Origin of the sequence: Agrobacterium vaccinii, assembly GCF_021310995.1 — a bacterium.
In the GTDB taxonomy this organism is placed as follows: domain Bacteria; phylum Pseudomonadota; class Alphaproteobacteria; order Rhizobiales; family Rhizobiaceae; genus Agrobacterium; species Agrobacterium vaccinii.
This window is the reverse complement of the sequence record NZ_CP054150.1, coordinates 1,093,182-1,113,408: the sequence shown is the minus strand read 5'-3', so window position 1 is coordinate 1,113,408 and position 20,227 is coordinate 1,093,182. Positions and strand designations below refer to the sequence as shown.

The following is a 20,227-nucleotide window of genomic DNA, read 5'->3' as shown; positions in this document are numbered from 1 at the left end:
CAGCAGAACTTTTTAGATATTGGTCCCGTAACTGCAGAACCGCACATAGGGCATATACGCTGAGCGTTGTCATTGGCGGCAACGGGGCCACCGAATAGTTTGTCAATCAAGGTCTCGACTCCCTGTCGACCTCATGTATGGCGGGTGAGCCGAAGCCCACCCGCTACACCAGCGCAAGAGGTCGAGAATTGCGCAGGCATTAAAGTGGCCAACCGTCTGGTCCGTAGACCACGACATGACGGCCGTGTTCTTCAAGCTGTTTGGATTTGCTATGACAGGAAGCACACAAAGCCTGCAACTCGCCGTGCCAGAATAAATCCTCATCTCCACGGTGAGGAATTACATGGTCGGCAGTATCCGCTACCGTTACTTCGTCGCGCTCAAGGCACTTTACACAGAGCGGTTGATCGGCAAACAACGCCTGTCGTCGGCGCTCCCATCTGGCCAGTTTGTACCATCGCTTCCAGGGACGCTTGTCAGTGCTGGGCATTGTGTTGCCTGGTAATTGGTCTGCGTGGCTGGATTCGAACCAGCGGCTCCCGCAGTCCAAGTGCGGTACTCTGACCAGACTGAGCTACACACAGATGAATGGTGCCGGCAGCAGGAATTGAACCCACGACATCCTCGTTACAAAGGAGGCGCTCTACCTACTGAGCTATGCCGGCGTAATGGTGGAGCGTGTCGGAATCGAACCGACCGGCAGCAATCTTGCAAGGATTACCCGCTTACCCAGAGCACGCCCCGTTAAAACTCAAAGCGGCCCGCTCAACCACTTAAGGGAACGGGCCGCACGATCACCATGCAAGCGGAGGAGAACGCGCATGGGATTGGGAAAGGAACGTGCACCCGCAGATGCACGTGGTGCGCCAATGGCGCGAAGCAAAGAATGACCGGGAAGCCCCAATCTTCTCAGGAGTTACAATTTCCTGTCCTGCTGGTTGGTTGCGGAGGTGAGATTCGAACTCACGGCCTTCAGGTTATGAGCCTGACGAGCTACCGGGCTGCTCTACTCCACGATAAAAGGATCCCGACCAAGCACCACGCGTCCGTGGTGCACGCCTGTCAATTCAGGGCCAAGCTTGCAAGCAGAGGATTGGGTCGGCCATAGTTAGCCCGACCGAAGCCGGGCAGATCGCGCATCCTTCACCTTGGATAACCTTAGGCAGGGGCAATCAAAACAAAAGAGGCCGCATCAGCGACCTCTTGAAAGAACCTTATACAAGTACCCTTTGGCGTTATATTTTACCGTACGGTTATGCCGCTCTTCGCTCTTGCCTGCGTATGTCTTCGAGCTCACCGATCACTGCGGATAGCCCCATCAGCAAGATCGATCCGCCTACCGACATTGCAGCTCGCTCGTTGGATGCGCCTGCTGTCCAGCCAACTGCCTCAAGCTTTTTGCCAAACAGCGCCAACTCTTCAAAGGGCTCAAGCAACGGTCCGAGCGCAGCCCGAAGCTGCGCCAACTTAGGTGTAGCGTCCATCCTGGCGATGACAGCCCGATCACCTATAAAAGGCTTAGCGACCGGTGAAGGTTCTTTTTTCACTTGCAAAAGGTCTGCGTTTGATTTCGCCGCATGCTCGCGCCCGGTGAACTGCATTGCCGTAAGTCTGCGCTCACCTTTGTATTTGACGTCGCCGGTCTTTGGGTCAACCCACGTATTTTGATCAACTTGCAGAAGATCCTGCGCGGTGTAGGTGTTTCCAGTGAGTTCGGCTCCGCTATTCGCCTCACGGTCCAGCTGGATGTAGGCAAGCAGTGGCTTTAGGAGTTCGTCTTTTTTCTGCGTCAGCAGCCAACGGATCGCAGGCATCGACACGTTGTCGTTGGCGGCACCATTCCAATCAGCACCCTTCGACTGGCGCTTGCCTATCTGGCTAGTCAACATTTTGATCGCTTTTGCCTCCGCTTTCTTCCGCGCATCAACCACTGGTTTCGCATTGGCAATCATCCTGCCAATGCTCTCGACTGGCCGGCCAGTCGTAGCGCTTAGAACGACTTCAACTTTCTTTGCTGCTGGCATCACTTGCTCCACCTTGGTTTTGGGTCTGGGATTGCTCTAATTGCTTCACTCGATGCTGTCGGTTGGCCGCCCTCATCTTCAAAGAGCATCGCTGCCTTTTCACGAGCCCGATTGAAGGATTTCAAACAACCGTCTTCCGCCTCTCGTAATGATATCGACGTTGGGGTGTTGTCACGTAGGTTGGTGTAAGCGGCCTTGTACCGATCGCGGTCCTTGGCAGTCTCAGCTAGCCGAGCATCGACATGGCTCCGTGCGCTTAACGCTGCCAAGCGCTCCTTTTCCTCGACGTACGAACTAACGCTGTTCCTGTGAAACGTGAGCACTTCGGCTATCATATCTTCTCTGACGCCTGGTATGTCCGAAGAGCAGTGGTGCGCAATGACGCGCGTGCAATAATCATCCAGTGGTTCGCGTTTGCCCCGCGCCACTCGCTGCAAAAGTGCGTGCATAGTCCCTCCGAAGTTGTCAGAGGTATTTTAGGTTTTTCGTTCGAAAAAGCCGGGGGTGAGGTGAAATAAATTTTGGGAAGCGATTCAAAGAAAAGATGCAACAGCAGCCACAGTATCTGGGGGATTGATATGAATGAGACAGACTACCGCGACGTTTACATAGAGACACTCAAAAGCGCACCGCTTTTGGGTGACGAGCTGTTTGCAAGGGTGAGCTCGATCCAAGCCATGCGTCTGACCGATGAATATCGTCAGGCACCGGTGAAAATAATGATCATGGGTCAGGAAACCTACGGGAACACTCGTCATCTGAAAGACGTGCCAATGGCAACGGAAGGCTGGCTCGCTGATGAGTATCAGCGCCAGCTTCAAGAAGAAGTGCGCTTTGACTTCGCCTACGGGAAGGATCCCGAGTTTAGCAGATGGTGGAAAGCCTATACCGAAATTTGTGACAACTACGGGCTTCCCTCTAGGCGAGCGACAGCTTGGACAAATATAAGCAAAGTTCAATTGGCCGATAACGACGGCTATGGTGTCAGTGTGGGCAAGCTGAAAGCAAGGGAAAAAATGCAAGTTCTACGTTGGCAACGACCGCTCTTGCTGGCGGAACTTCGTTACGCACAACCTGACATCCTGATCATGATGACGGGCGGCCTAAGCTGGATGGCTCGCCACATTTTTGAGGACGACGCAGCTGGGCTTGCAAACGAAATCCCAATCCCAGGCGTGCCCGGTCATACAAAAGGGCTAAAATCGTCCGCACTCGGATCTACGCTTGCCGGCTATACGCTGCACCCGGCGTCGCGCAAGCACAAGAACGAGGAATTGCGGTCTCTTAGAAGCACTCTTTTGGGTTGGCTCGAAAATCATCGGTGACGGACCATACCTCGCGCACACGCGCGTGACACATGGTTTTTGACGACCCAAAACGCTTCGAGGGTAACTACCACCCCTCGGTTGGCACCCCCTCTTACCCTATATATATGTAATCATTATATTATATCGTCATAAGAGGGGTATAAAGACGGGGTCCAAGAGGGGGGTAAAAGGGGGGGTAAAGAGGGGGTGCAGATTTTGGGTATCTGCGCGGCCAGTTCATTTTTGCACTCCCTCTTGGGACCCTCTTTTACCCGGTCTTTATCCCCGTCTTGTACACCGTCTGTGGCCGGCCTTTATGGGTGCCTCTTTTTGCATCGCTCAGATGGCGGCGGTAAGAGGACAAGTGAAAGATTGCAAATCTGATCCACGCAAGCACACCTGCAAGCACTCCACCCATTTAGCCTTCTCTGCCGCGAAAGCCATTCCAGACGTATAGCGCGAACACTAAGAACACGATTGCTTTTAAGTTAACATCCTGCCTATCAATGGGTTTCCTCCGTTCCCCCATCAAATATAATCGGAGTGCGCCAGGTATGCAAAGCAGTCCGTAGATTCCCAATATGTAGCGAGCGGATTCCCATCTAAGAACTGCGAAAAATAGGACTTGGATTAACAAGCAACGGTACAGCCAAAGAAATAGCACTTTCGACGACCCTGGTTTGATGAATGGACGAAGTCGTAACGAAAATAACGACGAAGTTTCTGAGCAAAAATTCTGCATATTGAATCTCAACCTGAGTACATGCGTAATGCCACCGAAGCAATCGCCGGTAGATCAACAGTTAACTGCAGCATACGTTTTGTGCTGCAAGATCATGCTCATTCCATTGGTTGTCTCGTTATTCGTCGCCGTTTTCCTATCTCAGTCAACGACGACGTCCTGCGTGTACTCGAACAGCCAATTTGTTGATTATGCTTGGTTTCCAAATATTTGGTTTCGACAGGTACCCTCGGTCGCCGGTGACAAGATCATGTGCTCGGCGATGGTTCTGCGGGCCGTTTCGAGCCTTTCGCTCATCATTTGGGTGGTAGTGAGCTGGGCAGTCATTTGGAGGCACCTAAAACCAGTTAATGTCTGGGAACTGGTCTGGGTGTCGGGGCCAACTTGTGCTCTCCTCTTACTGATCACCACATTTGCGCCTAAAGATGACATCTCAAAATTTGGGTTGAGTTTCCAAGATGGATGGCTTGCTAGCTCAGTGAAGACTCTAGCCCATATTTACTTCTTCTACTTCTCGCTGTTCATGGGTGGCTTTGCTCTCGTGTCCTCGATTAGAGAGAAAAACAGGTCACGATGAAGACAACAAAAAAGGCCGGGGCGAAACCGCACCGACCTTCCTTTGGGCTAAATAATGCGCGGAGACAGAGTTGGTTCCGCCTCCGCGACCTTTTTACTTACGATACGACAAGCCGCCCCAAACACGACCTTCATCGCGGTGACGTCCGCCGTGCACGGCGCCAATGTAGGCCGCCGCTGCGGCCACGAGCGAAGATGCCGCAAGAAGGAACGCCGTGAGGATGCCGGTAATACGGGCTTTCTCAGCCGCGTCTGCAGCGGCGGTCTTGGCGTCCTGCATTGTCTTTTCGGCTTGGGCTGTCAGTTCGTCGATCTTCTTCTGAGCTTCATCGACGCGCTGCTGCGCTGCTGTACGAAGAGCCTGAACACGTTCCACAGCCTGGTTCACGCGGTTCTGCGCATCTGCCTGGGGAATGCCTGTACGAGCAGCGATCTGATTAGCCATCCACGCCTTATCGGCATCGGAAATTTCACCTGTCGAAAGCAGATTGCTCAGGATGCCGCTGGCTTGGCGCTGAAAGTCGCCGCTGTTTGGATCGGCATTAAGCGCAGGTGTGTCGGTCCGCAGCAGTGTGTCTGTAAAGTAGTCGATCGGATTTGCTTTGAGACCCTGCGGCAACGACTGCTCGATGCTCGGAGCGGCAGCCTGACCGGCACCCTGCGCGATGCCACCAACAGCATTACCTGCTCCTGACACAACGCCGCCAGCCAACTGACCCACGCCCTGCGCTGCACCGCCTACCGCAGAGCCAGTCGCTTCAACAGCTGTTTGAGCAACACTTCCGACAGCCTTGACGCCGCCAGAAACAAGGCCAAGAGCCAGGAAAGCGGATACGACCGTACCGATGCCCCACACGACAAGACCGTTAACACCGTCTCGAGTCGTCCGCTCATCACTCGTTGTGGTTTCCGAAGCTGGACGTCGCATGCGGCCAGAGATGTAGCCACCGAGCATATAGGACGCGACCATCGAAACGACCACGAAAAGTCCCGTCACAACGAGCCAAGTGACGCTGATTTCGCCACCGTTGTCAGCCGAAATGGCGTTTAGTCCCAGACCACCGGCAAACGCGGTAAATATGGCCATGGTACCGGAAGCGATCGCCGTTCCAGCAAAAATTGCTGGCCAGTCGACGTAGCTGCGGTTCGGGTTATCGGCCAATGAAGATTCTACCATCAACGTAACCCCAGCAGAGAGAGAACAAACAGGACAACTACGACTAGTCCCACGAGATAAATGATCGAGTTCATGAGGGTCTCCTCTAAAGAAATCAGTCCTAATGGCGCAGCTGATCCGAAGCCTATTTGATGCTTCCTGCACGAAAAGGGCGCCGCAGCCTTGCCGACTGCGTTTTAGCAGAACCTAAACTCTCATAGGGGAACATCGTTCCGCCTAAAAAATGACCAGCCATTTCCTCTCACGACCGCCCCGCCTACCATTCAACCTGTAGGCGGAATGATCACCGCATCTTCTGGAACGTATTCGCCGGCCCAGAAGCGCAGTTTGACCTGCCCACTGTCTGCGACCATGCGGGCCAAGTGAATTTCCCTTGCTTGGCGCAGCATCACTAAAATGTCGTCCAGACGCCGCCGATCAATCGCACCCCGCAGAGCCTTAACGACGGCCTTCGCAGTGATGCCCTCGCCTCCCTTTCGCTGAATAATGCGCTTTACGCGAAGGTACTCCGCGGCGCGATCGTTGTCGGCGATGTTGTCGTCTGCTCCCCTCAGAATGACATTCAAGGAATGCTCCGCGACCGCATTCGCCCACCGCTGGATTTCGGCCGTTATGACCGGATCCTTGTGGTCGCATCCAACAGCGACAATCAGCGCCAAGCGTGCTGCATTCTCACCGACGCGGTTGAGAATAGGACGGTACTGTGGATCGACACTTTTCTTCATGGCGCGCATTCTGTCGTCGAATTCTTCGAAGATATCGTCGACACCCTCACCCCACGTTGCCGTCATGATTGGGTGCGGCTTCTCATCCGAACGGGCATTCAATGCGAAAAAGGGCCCGGTATATTTTCCCGAGGATAGCCCCAACAGGTCGGCGACCCGTGTGGAAATGTTAACGGGAATATCATCCAGTGAATTAGGCGGGACGCGCACTTTTACCGGATCTCCGCCGCCCACGTCGATGACGACCAACCGCCCAAGCAAACCCTCGGCGATATTATTCGAAGACAGCGCTCCCCAAAAGGTCGACGGCGTCGACACACCGTGCATCGTAAAGCATGGCGCAACAATGCGCGCGATGTTGCCACCTGCCTTCTCCTGCCCTCCCCAAAAACCTTGCGGCGCGCCCGTGAGCTCCATCAAGGCGCTGGCAATCTCGGCCCGATGCGTGGCAACGTTGCGTCCCGTGTGGTCCGCAAGCCAACGGCCAAACTCGTCCTGCACGCAAATTGAAGTGGGCGATTTGCGCAGTTTATTCGTCAAACCGGGCAAACTACGAATCTGGTCCATATAAAGCCATTCCGCGACCTTCGGGCCATAATCTGTGCTGTCGGCCAGCGCGGCGGAGGCGCGTATAGTGATGTCCTTGCCAAATCCTGATTCCGCTAGACCGACTAGATAGATATTTGAGCGCAATCCGGTTGGCCCTTTGTAGCGACGCCCAATGAGACCGGCGACGAACGCAAGCGACGACACCAACGCTAGGTGCGGCGATGGGAATCGAGCGCAGCCAACGATGAACCGTGCGAATTCACCGACAGCGCCCGGTGGAAAGCAGAGCGCTTCTGGCAGACCTGCAGCACTGGTCGCGATAGCGGGTGAAGTCTCGATATCATCATCATCATCTGGGTCATTGTCGTTGGCGGCGGAAGGCGCAGCGCGCTGTAAGCTACCCAGCGTCATTCGTGCGCTACCAAAGTGTGTTTCCCAGCCGAGGGTCGCGGGTTCGATCCCTAAACAGTCGCACAGCCAGAATGCCGCATCGCGCGCGGAAGGTGCCCCGGCGAACTCCTTAACCAGTTCTATCGCTGTGTAGGACCGTTCTTCTCCGAAGTCTTGGATGCCGCCCGAATGGATTGAGATGTCCTCTTCAAGTGACCGCCCCAGATCCTTGCTGGTTACGCGCCAGGCACCGGTACCCGCTTCTTTTCGAGCGCCAGTGAACAAACTCGGCACCCACGCATCGGTATTGCTCAGTGCTGCCGAGTTCACCTGCTGCCAAAAACTGCCGCCAGCTGTAAATGATGACTGAGGTTCGGCCTTCCTGATGATTGGTTCACCGACGCTGGCGAGGTAGGTGTCGGCCTCCTTGACGAAGGCATCAATGGTTTCGGTCGCAATCTCTGGCAAGTCCGAAAACTGAATCTCGAGCGGGGTTGCACCAACCCACCTGTACGCGCCGCTCGTATCAGGATGAATGCCAAATGCGACAAACTGCTGGCCGCTACCTAAAATCTCAACCTGGCAATCATGCCCATCAACGACGTACTTGTTCGTCGCAGTCTTGCGACGCGCGGTGGCGGCGCGAAATACAAATGTGGTTTTCGGTGCGCGACCAACCCGCTGAATCGCGCTGTCCGCACCAGGCAGTGACAACACCAGTGAAACGAGGTGAGCGGCAGCTTCTTCATCTGGAACATCGATATCGATCGCCACCACCTCGCCGCATAGAATCCCGGTGTTCGGGTGATCAGAAAAACGGCGTGCTTGCCCTTCAATTTGCTCTAGCTTTGGCTTGAAGTTTGACCAGCCCTTGATCTTCGGCCGCTTACCGTCGACGGGGATAGGCACATAGCCATTTTCGATCAATTTGCGCCGGATCTCAATCGCGTCGTTTAGCGGCGATGTCGCAAAATTACTTTCGAGTTTCGGAAGTTTTGGCAATGTGGCCCCCCAATGCTTTTGACGCAGCTGCTGTGATTTGCTCGGCGAGATCGCGACGGAACGTTACGCTGTGGCGTCCTGCGATATTCTGCGCGACTGTTCTTCGAGACCCGTCTGGCAACTCCCTCAGTAGAAGCCCGAACAAACGTAGGCCGTCGATCTCAACGGTGAACTTTGCGACTGTTCTTGCGCCGCCGGCCGGAGCCGGTCGTTCGACCGGCTCAATTGATTGAATAGCGACGCTCATTTGCGAGCCGCCGCATCATTCTCGATCTTTTCGATGCAGGCCTGCCAAACGAATTCAGCAGTCCGCGGATCTGCGAAAAAGGCATCAGCCACATATCGCAGAAGGCCGGCTTTCGGGGGCGCGCCATCGCCTGCGTACTCGACAAGCCCAAAGCGCCTGCGATCTCTTTTTTCGCCTTCGGTTTTGGCAATTTTCTCGATGAACAGCACGGGCGAAAACTTCTCGATCATGCGGGCATCGGCGGCGTAACCGTCCATAAAGTCGAGTGCCAAACCATACCCCTTGTGGCGAGTGGCGAGCACCGGTGATGGCTGGTTGGTTGTCAATCGGTCGAGCCGTGTGTTGTGAATGATGCGCATAGATCCTCCTCGCCGGACGCGCCGGACGTTGCAGGTTGTTGACGATGGTGGTTCAGGTGATTAGGTGCGTGGGCTCAGCGCATCTGCAACGGCGATCTCTTCTGCAATCGCGAAGGCGCGCATGAATTCGTCGTGGGCAATATCAGGAAATCGGTCTCGAACAACGCTCGCGCGGTTCCGCTCAGGGATGTCCCTGTATTCCTCAATCAGGAATTTGGCGAACTCTGAGGAACGGTCAGTCATGCCGCCACCTCGGCCCGAACGTTGCTATTCGCGGCCACGCGCTTCGACGCGACCCAGGCGTCCAGATCGATGGTAGAATAAATGACAGTGGAACCGATTTTTGAATATACCGGCCCGCCGCCGTAGCATCGTAGTTTGTCGAGCAGGGATTTCGAAACCCCAAGGTATTCGGCGGCTAGCGGAACTCGAAGATTTTTCAAATTTATCCTCCATGTTGTTCGTGATTGCATGGAGTAATATAGACGTTCAGTTCGAAGCGATCAGCCGCACGACTTTAGAACATCGTGCGGTTGACGTCATTCTTCTCTGTTTTTACAAACGTCACTCCATGCAGAAACGCATTTCTGAACGTGTCGCTCACTGCACCCGAAATGCTTTGCTGTGTCCGATATGGCGATGGCATAGGTGCAACCGTCGCTCTGTAGTTTTCCGACCATTTCCGAGATGTCTAGCCAATCTTCGGGAAGGGCAGACTGACCATTGCGCAGGGCCTTTGCGCCTCCAGGCGGTAGGCCGATACGCTCAATCCATTCAGACGCCAGTAAACGAACAGCACGGTCATCGGCATCTGAGCGAAGCGCGTGTATCAGCTTTTGCATAGCCTCCTCGGCGCGACCCTCAGCTATAGCGGACGAAATGACAGACGATGCCTGACTGAATGGCTTCGGAAGTTTTGCCATCACTTTCCTCCCAGCGCGGACGATATCTGGCCTGCAATGGCGTCAGCTGCACGGCGCGATGAATCCACGTCCACGTGCGCATATCGCTGCGTTGTTTTTGCATCAGCGTGTCCGAGCAGCTTGCCGATGACAGGCAGACCCAGGCCGGACCACGCGCCGACGGACGCAAAGCTGTGGCGCAGATCATGGATTCGCAGTCCATCAAGCCGAGCGCGTTTCGTGATTGCAGCCCATGGCCGCTTTAAGTCTGCCCTCGGTTTTTCATCTTTGAGGCCAGCGCTTTCGCCGGCAATGACGAACACGCCGACCTTAGGAAGATCGTTCAGAATTGCGACAGCCGGAGAGGATAGCACTACCGTCTTTCGACCAGTCTTCGAATCTGGCAAAAACAGCAGACCGCGCTCTTCATCGACTTCATCCCATCGAAGATGCAGCACTTCACGCAGCCGCATGCCAGTCAGCATAAGGAGGCGGATAGCACCTGTGACAGACGGGTGCATGACGATACGTTGGCCCTTCGGCGCGTGCTTCGCCTCACCAGCGTTGACTTCGAAGCCTACCGTTTCTGCCTCAATCATCGCGTCGCCGAGCCGTTGCATCTCGTCAGTGGTCAGGAAGCGTTCGCGGCCCGTTTCTTTATTCAGTTCAACGCCGCGCGCCGGGTTCATCCCCTCTGGCACAATCCCGTTCTTGGAGCCCCAGCCATATGCGGCAGAGAGCAATTTCACGGATCGGTTTGCAGACATCTTGGCAGTCTTTGACATAGTGCCGTGCGCACGTTGCACATCGATACGGGTGAGGGCAGCGGCCTTAACAGTTCCGCATGCAGGCGTGATGTGCTTTTTCAGCATTGTGCGGTAGAAGTCTGCGGACGACGCTTTCTTCTTCACGGCGACATAATTCTCGATATAGGTCGAGACCATGGACGCCACGGTGACGCTGGCGCGCTCGTCCGATCGATCCTTTGCTAGATCCTTCCCAAGGCCAGCATGGGCGATTGCCCGCCTTGCCGCTTCACGCGCCTCGTTTGCTTTCAAGGTGCCGACACGGCCTAGTTTCAGGCGCTTCTTGCTGCCGCCTGCCAGCGGGCGGAACTCGGCAAAAAACGTGCCGGTACCGCCCGGAGTGCGATACATTCCGAAGCCAGTCAGATCATCGTCGAAATAATACTTCGTCTTGTTCGGAGGCGAAGCGTCCATGATTTCATTCACACTTGACGCAGTCAGCTTCATCGCCAGATTCCATTTTATAGCCAATATATAGCCGGTATATTGGATGTAGGCGAAAAATAGTCAAGTGGTCATGAGATGGATAACGTTGCATATCAATGATATCTATAAGGAAATGCAACGCTATGCATGGCTATAAATCGGAATCCTTTTGACTGGGGGTCAAGGGGTCGTGGGTTCGAATCCCGCCGCTCCGACCATTAATTCAAAGACTTGAGGCCTCCCCCACCCTCAAGCAGTTTACAGAATTTCATTCAGTTTACAGTAGGTGTTCCTGACACGGGTCTCCAGTCGGCTTCGAATGACCTCGACCGAATACCAATCCAGATATATGCCTTACTAATCAGATCACATGTTCGTTCGTATCGACCATGCTCGTGATGGCGCGCGCGTCTTCGATTTTTTCCCAGCTTTTATCCATGGCGTAGGCCGCAGACAGGTAGGGAATGCCGAGGTGGCCGAAGCGGATGGAGAGTTGGTGCTCGGCGGTTTCTTCGTCCAGTCCCGCAACACGGTTCACGTAGATTGCGGAAGCGAGGCCTGTGCGGTCTGAACCGGACTTGCAGTGGATGAGGATGGGCTTGGGCGCATCGCGCATGATCTGGATGAGCTGCGCCACTCGCCCCAAGCCGAGTTCTTTATAAGCAGACATCCCGAAATCAACGTGCTGGACGCCGAGTTGCTCAGCCACTGCCACTTCTTCCCGGTACCAGGATGAGCCGTCATTTGCACCGCGCAGGTTGATGATGGTCTTTATGCCATTTGCCTTGACGTAGTCTGCCAGTTGCGTGTCCGAAAGCTGGCTGGAGCGATAGAGCTGGCCGGCAATGACCTCATGGGAGTTGCCTGAAAGCTGAAGCACCCCGATATACGCCAGGAACACCAACGGCGTGAGTGCGATTGGTAGAACACCCCGAAACAAAATCCTGCGCATCATCATTTTTCCTGTTTGTCTGACAGGAGAGATGATCGCGAATACTGACACTAAGCTGAATGACGCCCTTATCGATGAGGACGCCTAGATCAAGCCTTGTCACCGCGCGAGGACATAAGTGGCATAGACGGCAATCAGCAGGCCCGCCGTGACGGCTGCGATCACACCAAGGCGTTTTTCGATGAAGTCACGGATGGGTTCGCCATAGCGCTGGAGCAACCCGGCGAGGATGAAAAAGCGGGCGGCCCGGGTGACGACAGCAGATAGAATAAAGAGGCCGAGACTGATGTTTGCGGCACCGGAGAGAATGGTGACAACTTTGATGGGCGGAAGATGCGCGAGGCCCGAAGTGACGAGGAGCAGCAGAATCGTCTCGTAATCCACAGATGCCTTCAGCTGCTCGAAACTATCCAGCTTTCCGTAGAATTCCAGCACAGGGCGCGCGACGCTTTCGAAGGCGTAATGCCCCAGATACCAGCCGCCTATTCCGCCCAGCACAGACGCAACCGTCGCGACCAAAGCATAGAACATCGCACGCTTCGGCCTTGCCAGCACCATGGGTATGAACAACACATCGGCGGGAACGACGAACACTGAGCTTTCCACGAACGCGACGATTGCCAGCCACCATACCGCAGTTTTTCGCGCGGCCAGCGCCATGGTCCATGCGTATAGCCTCTTGAGCATGCCTTACCCCTTCAAACGCCATTGCGACTGTGCTGACGGCTTATGACAAATCTTGCAAGGCATTATTGAGGCGATGACGGTGACCATGTTTCGCAGCGCAGCATGACCTTTGCGCAACATTCCCAGTGGACGAAGAAACCATATGTTGCAGCGCAACTACAAAATCCATTTATACTGGTAAATTCTCAAAATCGGAGTAGACTCACGATTGGGACGAATGGAGGAGGAAATAACCATGGACTATGTAGGCTTCGTTACTTCGCTGAACCCGTTCATCATTGGAATTCTGGTGCTCGTGCTCCTGGCTGGCGCATACAGCTCATGGGTATCTCACTAGCAGCCAACCAACTGCACAATGACCAATAGCTGCGCCGAAGAGTTGCGTTTGCCATAGGCACGCCATTTCTTGAATGTTATCTATCCCGCATCGAAATCGTTCCGGGATAGAGCATGACGCAGAAATATACGTTCACAGATACATCGGAGAGCCTCAGCACAGTTCTGGAAAGGCTGATTGGCAATCTGACTGGCAAAACGATCACTCTGCGAGAGCTGATGGAAGCGATTGGTGAGCAGGGTCTCTTGCTGATGTGCGCCATCGCTTGCCTGCCTTTTCTGATCCCCGTGTCGATACCGGGTGTGAGCACGATTTTTGGCGCGGCTATCGTGATGATCAGTCTTGCGATCACTCTCAACCGCCTGCCATGGCTACCAAGACGTATCCTCGACAAGGAAATGGAAACAGCGCGCCTCACACCTGCCTTGCAGAAGGGTGTGAACATCGTGTCGAAGCTGGACCGCTTCATGCGCCCTCGCCTGCCCGCGCTGACCGCAGGTGCCGTTATGGCCCGCATCAACGGCCTCGCCATCATGGCCTCCGGAATATTGCTGATGATGCCGCTGGGTTTCGTGCCTTTTTCTAACACACTGCCCGGCGTGGCTATCCTGCTGTTTTCCGCTGGCATGATCCAGCGCGACGGCGCGACCGTGCTGGGAGGTTACGCTTTCCTTATCCTGACCACCATTTACTTCGCAGCCCTCGGTTATGGCGCTTTCTGGGCAGGACAAGGCATCAGCAACTCACTCACGGGCGCGTAATGCCGCCGCGGCGCGCCTGCCGGGCGCGCTGCCGTCTCGCCCACCAGATTGCCAAGCGCCTGCGCTTGCGCCGCACATAGGGCAGATCCTGCGACAGGATGAGAAGCCCCAGCGGCACCATCCAGAATCCGAGGATGGGCAAGAAGCCAAGTATGCCACCGACGACGAGCAAAACGCCGATAATGATGCGGCCGACTCGCGATCGCGGCATCGGCATGCTCCATTTTCCCAAATGAAGGCGCCCCGTTTGGGGGTGAAGACCGAATGTCATTTGGAAACTTCCCTCTGAGGAACAGTTGCTGAAAACTTTTTTAGAGCCAACATTCCCGGAAAAGTGGGGACTTCGGTGGATAAAACAAGAGGATTTCATTTTTTTTGAAAAAAGCGCTTGGCAAATCGGAAAAGCATTTGTATTACCCCGCTCACACCGCGCCAAGCAGCGCACGTTCCCTGGTAGCTCAGCGGTAGAGCATTCGACTGTTAATCGACAGGTCGCCGGTTCGAATCCGGCCCGGGGAGCCATTTCTTCCAAATTGGTGAAATGGTTATGACGAAGGTAGTTGCTACCTCGTCTTTGCTGCACAGAATATCACACCTCACATAGCACTTTCGTCACGACAGGATTGTGTCATGGATTTCGACTGGACCTATATTCAGCAGAATTGGGACTGGGCGGGCCACATGCTCGAGGCCGTGATCATGGCGGGCGTGGTCGCTGCTCTCGCGCGCTCCATTCTGAATTGGCGAGATGCTGGCCTAGTCGGCCTCGCTTTCGCTGCGGGTCATTTTCACGGGCGGGAAAAGCGGGACTACGAGGTCTCCGTCCATATGCCGCCGCCTCACATCGAAGGCTATTATGTCTGGAACTGGTCGTGGGATCAGACGACAGACTTTTGGCCGACGGCACTTTTGTGCGTCGGCCTGATCATATGGTGGACTAAAAAGCGTTAGAGCGTTGCCACGTATGTCAACGAGACTGGCTTGAGCCCTTTTTCTTCGCTGCACCACCCGTCACCGTAGATGATGTTGCAGAGACCGGGTCGCTGGCAGGGAAGCTATCTTCCAGCCCCTCTTCTAAATCCGTCTTGGAGCCATCCTGAGCCGCTTCTGCCTGCTCGTCACTGAAGGACTGAGCTGCGGGAGACTTCTCGCTGCCGCCGGCAGCTGAGCCATCCTCTATGTCGGTATTTAGCTCATGCTCGGCTTCCGCCCAATGGCGGTCGTGCTGGCCTTCCTGACGACCTTCACTTTCCCACTTTTCGTACGCCTTTTTGCGGATTTCAGCTTCGCGGTCAGTTGTCATGTGGATTCTCCCATCAGGTTTGTCGGGTAGAAAACAACAGGCAACTTATTTTGTTCCTGCAAAAGGCAAGAATGCAAAAGGGAACTTCGCGGCAAGGCCGCTCGTTAACTTGGTCAACGAAGGAGTTGCACCATGGAAGAGAAACATTCGAAGCCGCTGGATATCGACGACAAGGATGTCGCGGATTTTCACACCGAACGGGAGCTGAAGGGTACGCCCGACGAAATCGATCCCGATGAGGCCATTAACCTCAGAGCGCGCAGACAGGCCGCACGCCAGCACGAGGACGCGTTCATTGTGGCCACGGATTTGGAAGACGATGATCAGCGTGATGCCGCTCCCGGTACACGAGAGCAGCCATAAGCTTGTTAGATGAATTAGCGGCGAACCGAGACGATCGATTTGCGGCTGAAATTCGAGACTTGAACGCGACCGGACTGATTGCCGCCCAGGATTTGGGCGGTATTTTTATTGAGGCTCTTCAGAATACCGGCGTGGTAGCTTTTGCCAGCCCTGACCACCACGACGTCACCCGGCTTTGCGTTGCCTGTGGGAACGGCATATCCGAACGAGCTCCACGATTTGGCAAAGCCCGAGGACTTAGGTGGCTGACGACCGGACTTCTCGGCGACGACGCTGAGAAAATGTCCGCACCATGGGGTTTTACGTGGATTGACACCAAGGATGGCCTTGAGGGTCTTGTTATTTTTACCCTCGTGAAGGCCGGAATATCTCTCAGCTTGATTGAGCATGCCAGCAGACACAGGTGCAGTGAAAGCCGCACAGATCGCAGCGGCCAGAACGTACGCAGTTACTTTCAAAATCTCGCCCTTTGGAAGCACACGTGACTTCGCTCCTGCCCCGTCAGAAGTCCCGTGCGCATATTCAGAGTAAAGCAGCGGACGCCGACAAGATATGTCTGGCTCACCGCTGGCAAGGTTTGATCTATTCCTGCAATTTAGCGACAATTTGACGAGATATAGGCGAAAATTGGAACGTTATTTCGCAAGCTGCCTCACAATGGCTTCAAGGATTAAGCTTTATCCGTATCCATCGAAATTCATGCTCAAAACATAGAAAAAGCCATCCACCTCTATCAGGCGGATGGCTTTCATATTCGCGGGTTCAAAAAATCAGGAGGCGAGCTTATGGGTTTCCACGAGGCAATGCGCGTCTCTGCTTGCCTCGATGAATGCAATGCGAGCGATCTCTCCGCCGACGCTGCCCATCAAGGAGGCGCGGCATAGCCGCAACGCCTGCTCGTAAACCTTGCCATGACGGCTGGGCCATTCATGTTGCAGAAAATCGAAAGCCTCGTAAGCGCCGGTGAATGTTCGGGGTGCGCCATTTTCCAGGGAAATAACCACCGGGCTTTCCCATTTGACGTCGTTCAGCATCATTGATTGGACTTCCATACTCAATTAACCCGCCTCTAACGTTGGACCCGCCATATGGTTCCGCGCTAAATGGTTTCCAAGAGACAAAAATTCACCGGTTGAAAACCATGTTATGACGAGCCTCTATCATACGCCGGTTCAGGGAACAAAGCTCTTCAACAATCATTCAATCCCAAGTGAACCAGGTGGCCTATGACAGCAAAAAAAGAACCAGTAATTTTGTGGTTTCGCAAAGACTTACGTCTCGCCGACAACCGCGCTCTGCTCGCTGCAGAAGACCGTGGCGGCCCTGTCATCCCGGTCTATATTGCTGACGAAAACCCTTTGCTGACAGGGGCTTTGGGCGCTGCTCAAGAGTGGTGGCTGCACCACTCGCTGGAGGCACTTGCGCGTACTTTGGAACAGGCAGGAAGCAAGCTGATCTTGCGGCGTGGGAACGCTGATTCCGTGCTGAAATCACTGCTGAAAGAGACCGGCGCGACGGCTATTTTCTGGAATCGACGCTACGAACCGCATGGCGTTGCAGTCGACAACGAGATCAAGAAACGGTTTCGCGATGATGGGTTCGAGGTCGAAAGCTTTGCCGGATATCTTTTACATGAACCCTCCAAACTGAAAACGAAAAGCGGTGGCCCCTACCGCGTCTATACGCCCTTCTGGCGCGCCTTCGAAGGCGGTGACGAGCCAACGGAACCGGCAGCGGCACCTAAGACATTGCCGTCCCCGTCCAGTTGGCCAAAATCCGACACGCTCGACAATTGGAAGCTTCTGCCCGCCAAACCGGACTGGGCAAAGGATTTCTCAGAGGTCTGGACGCCTGGTGAAGCTGGTGCTGCCGAGAACCTGAAAACCTTCATAGAAGACGCGCTGAAAGGTTACGAAGAGGGCCGAGACTTCCCAGCGAAGCCTGCCACCTCCATGTTGTCGCCACATTTGACCATGGGCGAAATTTCGCCTGCGCAAGTTTGGGACGCGACCCGTGGCTTGCCGCGTAACATCGCCTCCAATGATCTCAGTCGCTTTCGTAAGGAAATCGTCTGGCGTGAATTCTGCTACCACCTGCTTTTTCATTTCCCCGAACTGAACGAGAAGAACTGGAACAGCAGTTTCGATTCCTTCGAATGGCATACCGACAGCGCTAAATTTACTGCCTGGACGAAGGGCATGACGGGTTATCCCATCGTTGATGCGGGCATGCGCCAGCTTTGGAAGCATGGCGTGATGCATAACCGTGTGCGCATGATCACAGCTTCGTTCCTCATCAAGCACCTGCTGATCGACTGGCGAATGGGCGAGAAATGGTTTCGCAATACTCTCGTTGATGCCGATCCAGCCTCCAACCCCGCCAATTGGCAATGGGTGGCAGGATCTGGCGCGGACGCCTCTCCGTTTTTCCGTATCTTCAACCCGATCCTGCAGGGCGAGAAATTCGATCCCGATGGCGGCTATGTTAAAACCTTCGTGCCGGAACTCGAAAATCTCGACAAAAAATTCATCCACAAGCCGTTCGACGCGCCGAAGGAAGTTTTAAAAAAAGCCGGGATCGAGCTGGGCGAGACATACCCGAAGCCGCTTGTCGATCATAACGAGGCAAGACAAAAAGCGCTGGCGGTCTATTCTGACATGAAGAAAGGCGACTAAAAATCGGCTAACGGCAAGATTTTGCGCCTGAACGCTATTCACCGGAACATATTTTCTTGTCACAAGGCTCGTTGGCAGGGAGATAACTGCATCTCAATCGCTGACTGGACGAGAAGGCCCCGACATGACCATTCATACCTCTGTGCTTACTGCTATCGGCAACACGCCGCTCATTCGCCTGAACGCAGCGTCACAGGCGACAGGATGCGAGATTCTCGGAAAAGCGGAATTCATGAACCCCGGCCAGTCGGTCAAGGACCGCGCCGCGCTCTACATCATTCGCGATGCGGAACGCCGCGGGCAGTTGCGGCCCGGCGGCACGATCGTCGAGGGCACTGCCGGCAATACCGGCATCGGCCTTTCGCTCGTCGCCAATGCACTTGGGTACAAGACGGTCATCGTCATTCCCGAAACGCAGAGCCAGGAAAAGAAGGACGCGCTGAAGCTTCTGGGCGCGCAACTGATCGAAGTGCCAGCGGCCCCCTACTCCAACCCGAACAATTACGTGAAGGTCTCGGGGCGCCTGGCCAAGCAGCTTGCCGCAACAGACCCCAACGGTGCGGTCTGGGCAAACCAGTTCGACAACATCGCCAACCGTCAGGCTCATATCGAAACCACCGCACCGGAAATCTGGGACCAGACGGATGGCCGCGTCGATGGCTTCGTCTGCGCTGTTGGTTCGGGCGGCACATTGGCAGGCGTTGCAGATGGTCTCCGCGACTTCAATCCCGATATCAAGATCGGACTGGCCGACCCGGATGGCGCCGCCTTGTTCGAGTTTTACAAGAACGGTGCCCTGAAATCCGAAGGCAGCTCCATTACCGAGGGCATTGGACAGGGGCGCATCACGGCCAATCTGGAGGGTTTCGAACCGGATTTCGCTTACCGCATTTCGGATGCGGAAGCCCTGCCGGTGCTGTACGATCTGGTCACGACGGAAGGACTTTGCCTCGGCGGCTCCTCGGGAATCAATGTTGCCGGTGCAATTCGACTTGCCCGCGACCTCGGTCCGGGGCATACAATCGTTACCATTCTTTGTGACTACGGTAACCGTTACCAGTCGAAGCTTTTCAACCCGGACTTCCTGCGGTCCAAGGGACTTCCCCTGCCCCTGTGGCTGACTGAAAAGCGCGAGATATCGGTGCCGTACGAAACCGTCTGAGGTCTGCGCCCATATGTCTGTGAATGCCCTGTTTCGTGATGATTTTTATCTTTCCACATGCGAAGCGGTGGTAACAGCAGTCCATGAAGATGGCGGCATAGAGCTGGATCAAACCTGCTTTTATGCCACATCCGGCGGCCAGCCCGGCGATACCGGGCATATGCTGCGCGCCGATGGCTCGCGGATCGATCTCGGCCTGACACGGCATGGCGTCGACAAAAGCGTTATCATCCATAGTCCCATCGAAGGTCAGCCATCTCCAGACATCGGGGAAAAGGTTACCCTCCATGTCGATTGGCCACGCCGCTACAAGCTCATGCGCATGCACACCGCCTGCCATCTGCTTTCAGTGGTCTGCCCTTGGGCAATCACCGGTGCTGCCGTGGGTGAGGATGAATCCCGCGTCGATTTCGACATGTCCGAGACAATCGACAAGGACGAGGTTACTGCAAAGCTGATGGCTTTGGTCGAGGAAGATCACCCGGTATTTCTGAAATGGATTACCGACGAGGAACTTGCCGCCAATCCCGATATCGTCAAATCCAAGAACGTGCGCCCTCCAGTGGGGCTAGGCCGCGTCAGCCTCGTTTGCATCGGATACGACTCTTCCGTTGACAGCCAGCCCTGCGGCGGCACTCATGTGGCCAAGACGCAGGAAGTGGGCGATATTCACATCGCCAAGATTGAAAAGAAGGGCAAGGAGAATCGCCGCTTCCGAATCCGTTTCGGCAAGCCCGGCCTTTCCGCCTGATTTT

General features: G+C 54.9%; 22 protein-coding genes and 5 tRNA genes. 9 read left to right on the top strand and 18 right to left on the bottom strand.

Translation table 11 applies throughout. The features are described from left to right. Positions 1-199: 199 nt before the first annotated feature. Entirely contained in the window at positions 200-418 is a 219-nt protein-coding gene (locus HRR99_RS05705; RefSeq protein ID WP_233123427.1) for an HNH endonuclease, read from the bottom strand. Between HRR99_RS05705 and HRR99_RS05700 the strand changes: the two genes are divergently transcribed. After that, complete coding sequence (locus HRR99_RS05700) at positions 344-505, top strand: hypothetical protein (protein WP_233123573.1); 162 nt, start codon at positions 344-346, stop codon at positions 503-505. The genes HRR99_RS05705 and HRR99_RS05700 overlap by 75 nt on opposite strands. 1 nt (position 506) lies before the next feature. Here the strand turns inward: HRR99_RS05700 and HRR99_RS05695 are convergent. From HRR99_RS05695 to HRR99_RS05675, 5 genes are all read right to left on the bottom strand, one after another. Further along, a tRNA-Pro gene (locus tag HRR99_RS05695) sits at positions 507-584 on the bottom strand. A gap of 5 nt (positions 585-589) precedes the next feature. Next, a tRNA-Thr gene (locus HRR99_RS05690) sits at positions 590-665 on the bottom strand. Positions 666-669: 4 nt separating this feature from the next. Continuing rightward, positions 670-743 (bottom strand) — tRNA-Ala (locus tag HRR99_RS05685). A 196-nt stretch (positions 744-939) separates the two neighbouring features. Next, positions 940-1,016 (bottom strand) — tRNA-Met (locus HRR99_RS05680). 237 nt (positions 1,017-1,253) lie between these two features. Next, the gene (locus HRR99_RS05675; protein WP_233123069.1) at positions 1,254-2,024 is read right to left on the bottom strand and encodes a hypothetical protein; all 771 of its coding nucleotides are present in this window, start codon (positions 2,022-2,024) and stop codon (positions 1,254-1,256) included. Positions 2,025-2,602: 578 nt separating this feature from the next. On the opposite strand from HRR99_RS05675, the gene HRR99_RS05670 reads away from it, so the two are divergent. Then, positions 2,603-3,349, top strand: coding sequence for a hypothetical protein (locus HRR99_RS05670; protein WP_233123068.1), 747 nt, complete (start codon positions 2,603-2,605; stop codon positions 3,347-3,349). A gap of 1,394 nt (positions 3,350-4,743) precedes the next feature. Here HRR99_RS05670 and HRR99_RS05665 read toward each other — a convergent pair. The 8 genes from HRR99_RS05665 to HRR99_RS05630 form a co-directional block, all read right to left on the bottom strand. Beyond that, positions 4,744-5,826 (bottom strand): ATP synthase subunit B family protein, encoded by a 1,083-nt coding sequence (locus tag HRR99_RS05665; protein ID WP_233123067.1) that lies wholly within the window; start codon positions 5,824-5,826, stop codon positions 4,744-4,746. A 263-nt stretch (positions 5,827-6,089) separates the two neighbouring features. Then, the gene (locus HRR99_RS05660) at positions 6,090-8,492 is read right to left on the bottom strand and encodes a bifunctional DNA primase/polymerase (RefSeq protein ID WP_233123066.1); all 2,403 of its coding nucleotides are present in this window, start codon (positions 8,490-8,492) and stop codon (positions 6,090-6,092) included. Positions 8,493-8,735: 243 nt separating this feature from the next. Then, entirely contained in the window at positions 8,736-9,098 is a 363-nt protein-coding gene (locus tag HRR99_RS05655) for a hypothetical protein (RefSeq protein ID WP_233123065.1), read from the bottom strand. Positions 9,099-9,158: 60 nt separating this feature from the next. Further along, complete coding sequence (locus tag HRR99_RS05650) at positions 9,159-9,341, bottom strand: hypothetical protein (protein WP_233123064.1); 183 nt, start codon at positions 9,339-9,341, stop codon at positions 9,159-9,161. A 296-nt stretch (positions 9,342-9,637) separates the two neighbouring features. After that, a complete protein-coding gene (locus HRR99_RS05645) occupies positions 9,638-10,021 on the bottom strand; it encodes a hypothetical protein (protein WP_233123063.1) in 384 nt (127 codons plus the stop codon). Next, positions 10,021-11,220, bottom strand: coding sequence for a tyrosine-type recombinase/integrase (locus HRR99_RS05640; RefSeq protein WP_233123062.1), 1,200 nt, complete (start codon positions 11,218-11,220; stop codon positions 10,021-10,023). Before HRR99_RS05640 ends, HRR99_RS05645 begins: the two co-directional genes overlap by 1 nt. Positions 11,221-11,593: 373 nt before the next feature. Then, the gene (locus HRR99_RS05635) at positions 11,594-12,187 is read right to left on the bottom strand and encodes a dual specificity protein phosphatase family protein (RefSeq protein ID WP_233123061.1); all 594 of its coding nucleotides are present in this window, start codon (positions 12,185-12,187) and stop codon (positions 11,594-11,596) included. 96 nt (positions 12,188-12,283) lie between these two features. After that, the gene (locus tag HRR99_RS05630) at positions 12,284-12,871 is read right to left on the bottom strand and encodes a YqaA family protein (RefSeq protein ID WP_233123060.1); all 588 of its coding nucleotides are present in this window, start codon (positions 12,869-12,871) and stop codon (positions 12,284-12,286) included. 450 nt (positions 12,872-13,321) lie between these two features. On the opposite strand from HRR99_RS05630, the gene HRR99_RS05625 reads away from it, so the two are divergent. Beyond that, positions 13,322-13,969, top strand: a complete 648-nt coding sequence (locus tag HRR99_RS05625; RefSeq protein WP_111838952.1) for an exopolysaccharide biosynthesis protein — start codon at positions 13,322-13,324, stop codon at positions 13,967-13,969. Here the strand turns inward: HRR99_RS05625 and HRR99_RS05620 are convergent. Continuing rightward, entirely contained in the window at positions 13,956-14,240 is a 285-nt protein-coding gene (locus HRR99_RS05620) for a hypothetical protein (RefSeq protein WP_233123059.1), read from the bottom strand. The two genes, HRR99_RS05625 and HRR99_RS05620, sit on opposite strands and share 14 nt — an antisense overlap. A 176-nt stretch (positions 14,241-14,416) precedes the next feature. Here HRR99_RS05620 and HRR99_RS05615 point away from each other — a divergent pair. Together HRR99_RS05615 and HRR99_RS05610 are read left to right on the top strand one after the other, a co-directional pair. Further along, a tRNA-Asn gene (locus HRR99_RS05615) sits at positions 14,417-14,491 on the top strand. A 108-nt stretch (positions 14,492-14,599) separates the two neighbouring features. Next, entirely contained in the window at positions 14,600-14,920 is a 321-nt protein-coding gene (locus HRR99_RS05610; RefSeq protein WP_233123058.1) for a hypothetical protein, read from the top strand. Between the two features lie 16 nt (positions 14,921-14,936). Here the strand turns inward: HRR99_RS05610 and HRR99_RS05605 are convergent, their stop codons facing one another. Further along, a complete protein-coding gene (locus HRR99_RS05605; RefSeq protein ID WP_233123057.1) occupies positions 14,937-15,272 on the bottom strand; it encodes a DUF2934 domain-containing protein in 336 nt (111 codons plus the stop codon). Between the two features lie 132 nt (positions 15,273-15,404). On the opposite strand from HRR99_RS05605, the gene HRR99_RS05600 reads away from it, so the two are divergent. Further along, positions 15,405-15,635 carry a hypothetical protein gene (locus HRR99_RS05600; protein WP_111838934.1) on the top strand — a complete coding sequence of 77 codons (231 nt, stop codon included), beginning with the start codon at positions 15,405-15,407 and terminating at the stop codon, positions 15,633-15,635. Between the two features lie 14 nt (positions 15,636-15,649). Here HRR99_RS05600 and HRR99_RS05595 read toward each other — a convergent pair whose 3' ends face one another. Then, entirely contained in the window at positions 15,650-16,024 is a 375-nt protein-coding gene (locus tag HRR99_RS05595) for a TIGR02594 family protein (protein ID WP_111839091.1), read from the bottom strand. A gap of 381 nt (positions 16,025-16,405) precedes the next feature. Continuing rightward, positions 16,406-16,672, bottom strand: coding sequence for a DUF982 domain-containing protein (locus HRR99_RS05590; RefSeq protein WP_162698197.1), 267 nt, complete (start codon positions 16,670-16,672; stop codon positions 16,406-16,408). Between the two features lie 189 nt (positions 16,673-16,861). Here HRR99_RS05590 and HRR99_RS05585 point away from each other — a divergent pair, with 189 nt between their 5' ends. The 3 genes from HRR99_RS05585 to HRR99_RS05575 all read left to right on the top strand — a co-directional run bounded on the left by HRR99_RS05585 (position 16,862) and on the right by HRR99_RS05575 (position 20,223). Next, positions 16,862-18,310, top strand: coding sequence for a cryptochrome/photolyase family protein (locus HRR99_RS05585; RefSeq protein WP_233123056.1), 1,449 nt, complete (start codon positions 16,862-16,864; stop codon positions 18,308-18,310). A gap of 124 nt (positions 18,311-18,434) precedes the next feature. Further along, a complete protein-coding gene (locus tag HRR99_RS05580; protein ID WP_233123055.1) occupies positions 18,435-19,472 on the top strand; it encodes a cysteine synthase A in 1,038 nt (345 codons plus the stop codon). A gap of 13 nt (positions 19,473-19,485) precedes the next feature. After that, positions 19,486-20,223, top strand: coding sequence for an alanyl-tRNA editing protein (locus HRR99_RS05575; protein WP_233123054.1), 738 nt, complete (start codon positions 19,486-19,488; stop codon positions 20,221-20,223). The last annotated feature ends 4 nt before the right edge of the window (positions 20,224-20,227 follow it).

Excerpts from the sequence above, each read along its gene's own strand:
- HRR99_RS05625 (WP_111838952.1), top strand. The coding sequence starts at position 13,322 with ATGACGCAGAAATATACGTTCACAGATACATCGGAGAGCCTCAGCACA.
- HRR99_RS05600 (WP_111838934.1), top strand. The coding sequence starts at position 15,405 with ATGGAAGAGAAACATTCGAAGCCGCTGGATATCGACGACAAGGATGTC.
- HRR99_RS05645 (WP_233123063.1), bottom strand. The coding sequence starts at position 10,021 with ATGGCAAAACTTCCGAAGCCATTCAGTCAGGCATCGTCTGTCATTTCG.
- HRR99_RS05650 (WP_233123064.1), bottom strand. The coding sequence starts at position 9,341 with ATGACTGACCGTTCCTCAGAGTTCGCCAAATTCCTGATTGAGGAATAC.
- HRR99_RS05580 (WP_233123055.1), top strand. The coding sequence starts at position 18,435 with ATGACCATTCATACCTCTGTGCTTACTGCTATCGGCAACACGCCGCTC.
- HRR99_RS05640 (WP_233123062.1), bottom strand. The coding sequence starts at position 11,220 with ATGGACGCTTCGCCTCCGAACAAGACGAAGTATTATTTCGACGATGAT.
- HRR99_RS05675 (WP_233123069.1), bottom strand. The coding sequence starts at position 2,024 with ATGCCAGCAGCAAAGAAAGTTGAAGTCGTTCTAAGCGCTACGACTGGC.
- HRR99_RS05575 (WP_233123054.1), top strand. The coding sequence starts at position 19,486 with ATGTCTGTGAATGCCCTGTTTCGTGATGATTTTTATCTTTCCACATGC.
- HRR99_RS05605 (WP_233123057.1), bottom strand. The coding sequence starts at position 15,272 with ATGACAACTGACCGCGAAGCTGAAATCCGCAAAAAGGCGTACGAAAAG.
- HRR99_RS05595 (WP_111839091.1), bottom strand. The coding sequence starts at position 16,024 with ATGCTCAATCAAGCTGAGAGATATTCCGGCCTTCACGAGGGTAAAAAT.
- HRR99_RS05630 (WP_233123060.1), bottom strand. The coding sequence starts at position 12,871 with ATGCTCAAGAGGCTATACGCATGGACCATGGCGCTGGCCGCGCGAAAA.
- HRR99_RS05670 (WP_233123068.1), top strand. The coding sequence starts at position 2,603 with ATGAATGAGACAGACTACCGCGACGTTTACATAGAGACACTCAAAAGC.
- HRR99_RS05585 (WP_233123056.1), top strand. The coding sequence starts at position 16,862 with ATGACAGCAAAAAAAGAACCAGTAATTTTGTGGTTTCGCAAAGACTTA.
- HRR99_RS05665 (WP_233123067.1), bottom strand. The coding sequence starts at position 5,826 with ATGGTAGAATCTTCATTGGCCGATAACCCGAACCGCAGCTACGTCGAC.
- HRR99_RS05700 (WP_233123573.1), top strand. The coding sequence starts at position 344 with ATGGTCGGCAGTATCCGCTACCGTTACTTCGTCGCGCTCAAGGCACTT.
- HRR99_RS05655 (WP_233123065.1), bottom strand. The coding sequence starts at position 9,098 with ATGCGCATCATTCACAACACACGGCTCGACCGATTGACAACCAACCAG.
- HRR99_RS05620 (WP_233123059.1), bottom strand. The coding sequence starts at position 14,240 with ATGACATTCGGTCTTCACCCCCAAACGGGGCGCCTTCATTTGGGAAAA.
- HRR99_RS05610 (WP_233123058.1), top strand. The coding sequence starts at position 14,600 with ATGGATTTCGACTGGACCTATATTCAGCAGAATTGGGACTGGGCGGGC.
- HRR99_RS05635 (WP_233123061.1), bottom strand. The coding sequence starts at position 12,187 with ATGATGCGCAGGATTTTGTTTCGGGGTGTTCTACCAATCGCACTCACG.
- HRR99_RS05590 (WP_162698197.1), bottom strand. The coding sequence starts at position 16,672 with ATGATGCTGAACGACGTCAAATGGGAAAGCCCGGTGGTTATTTCCCTG.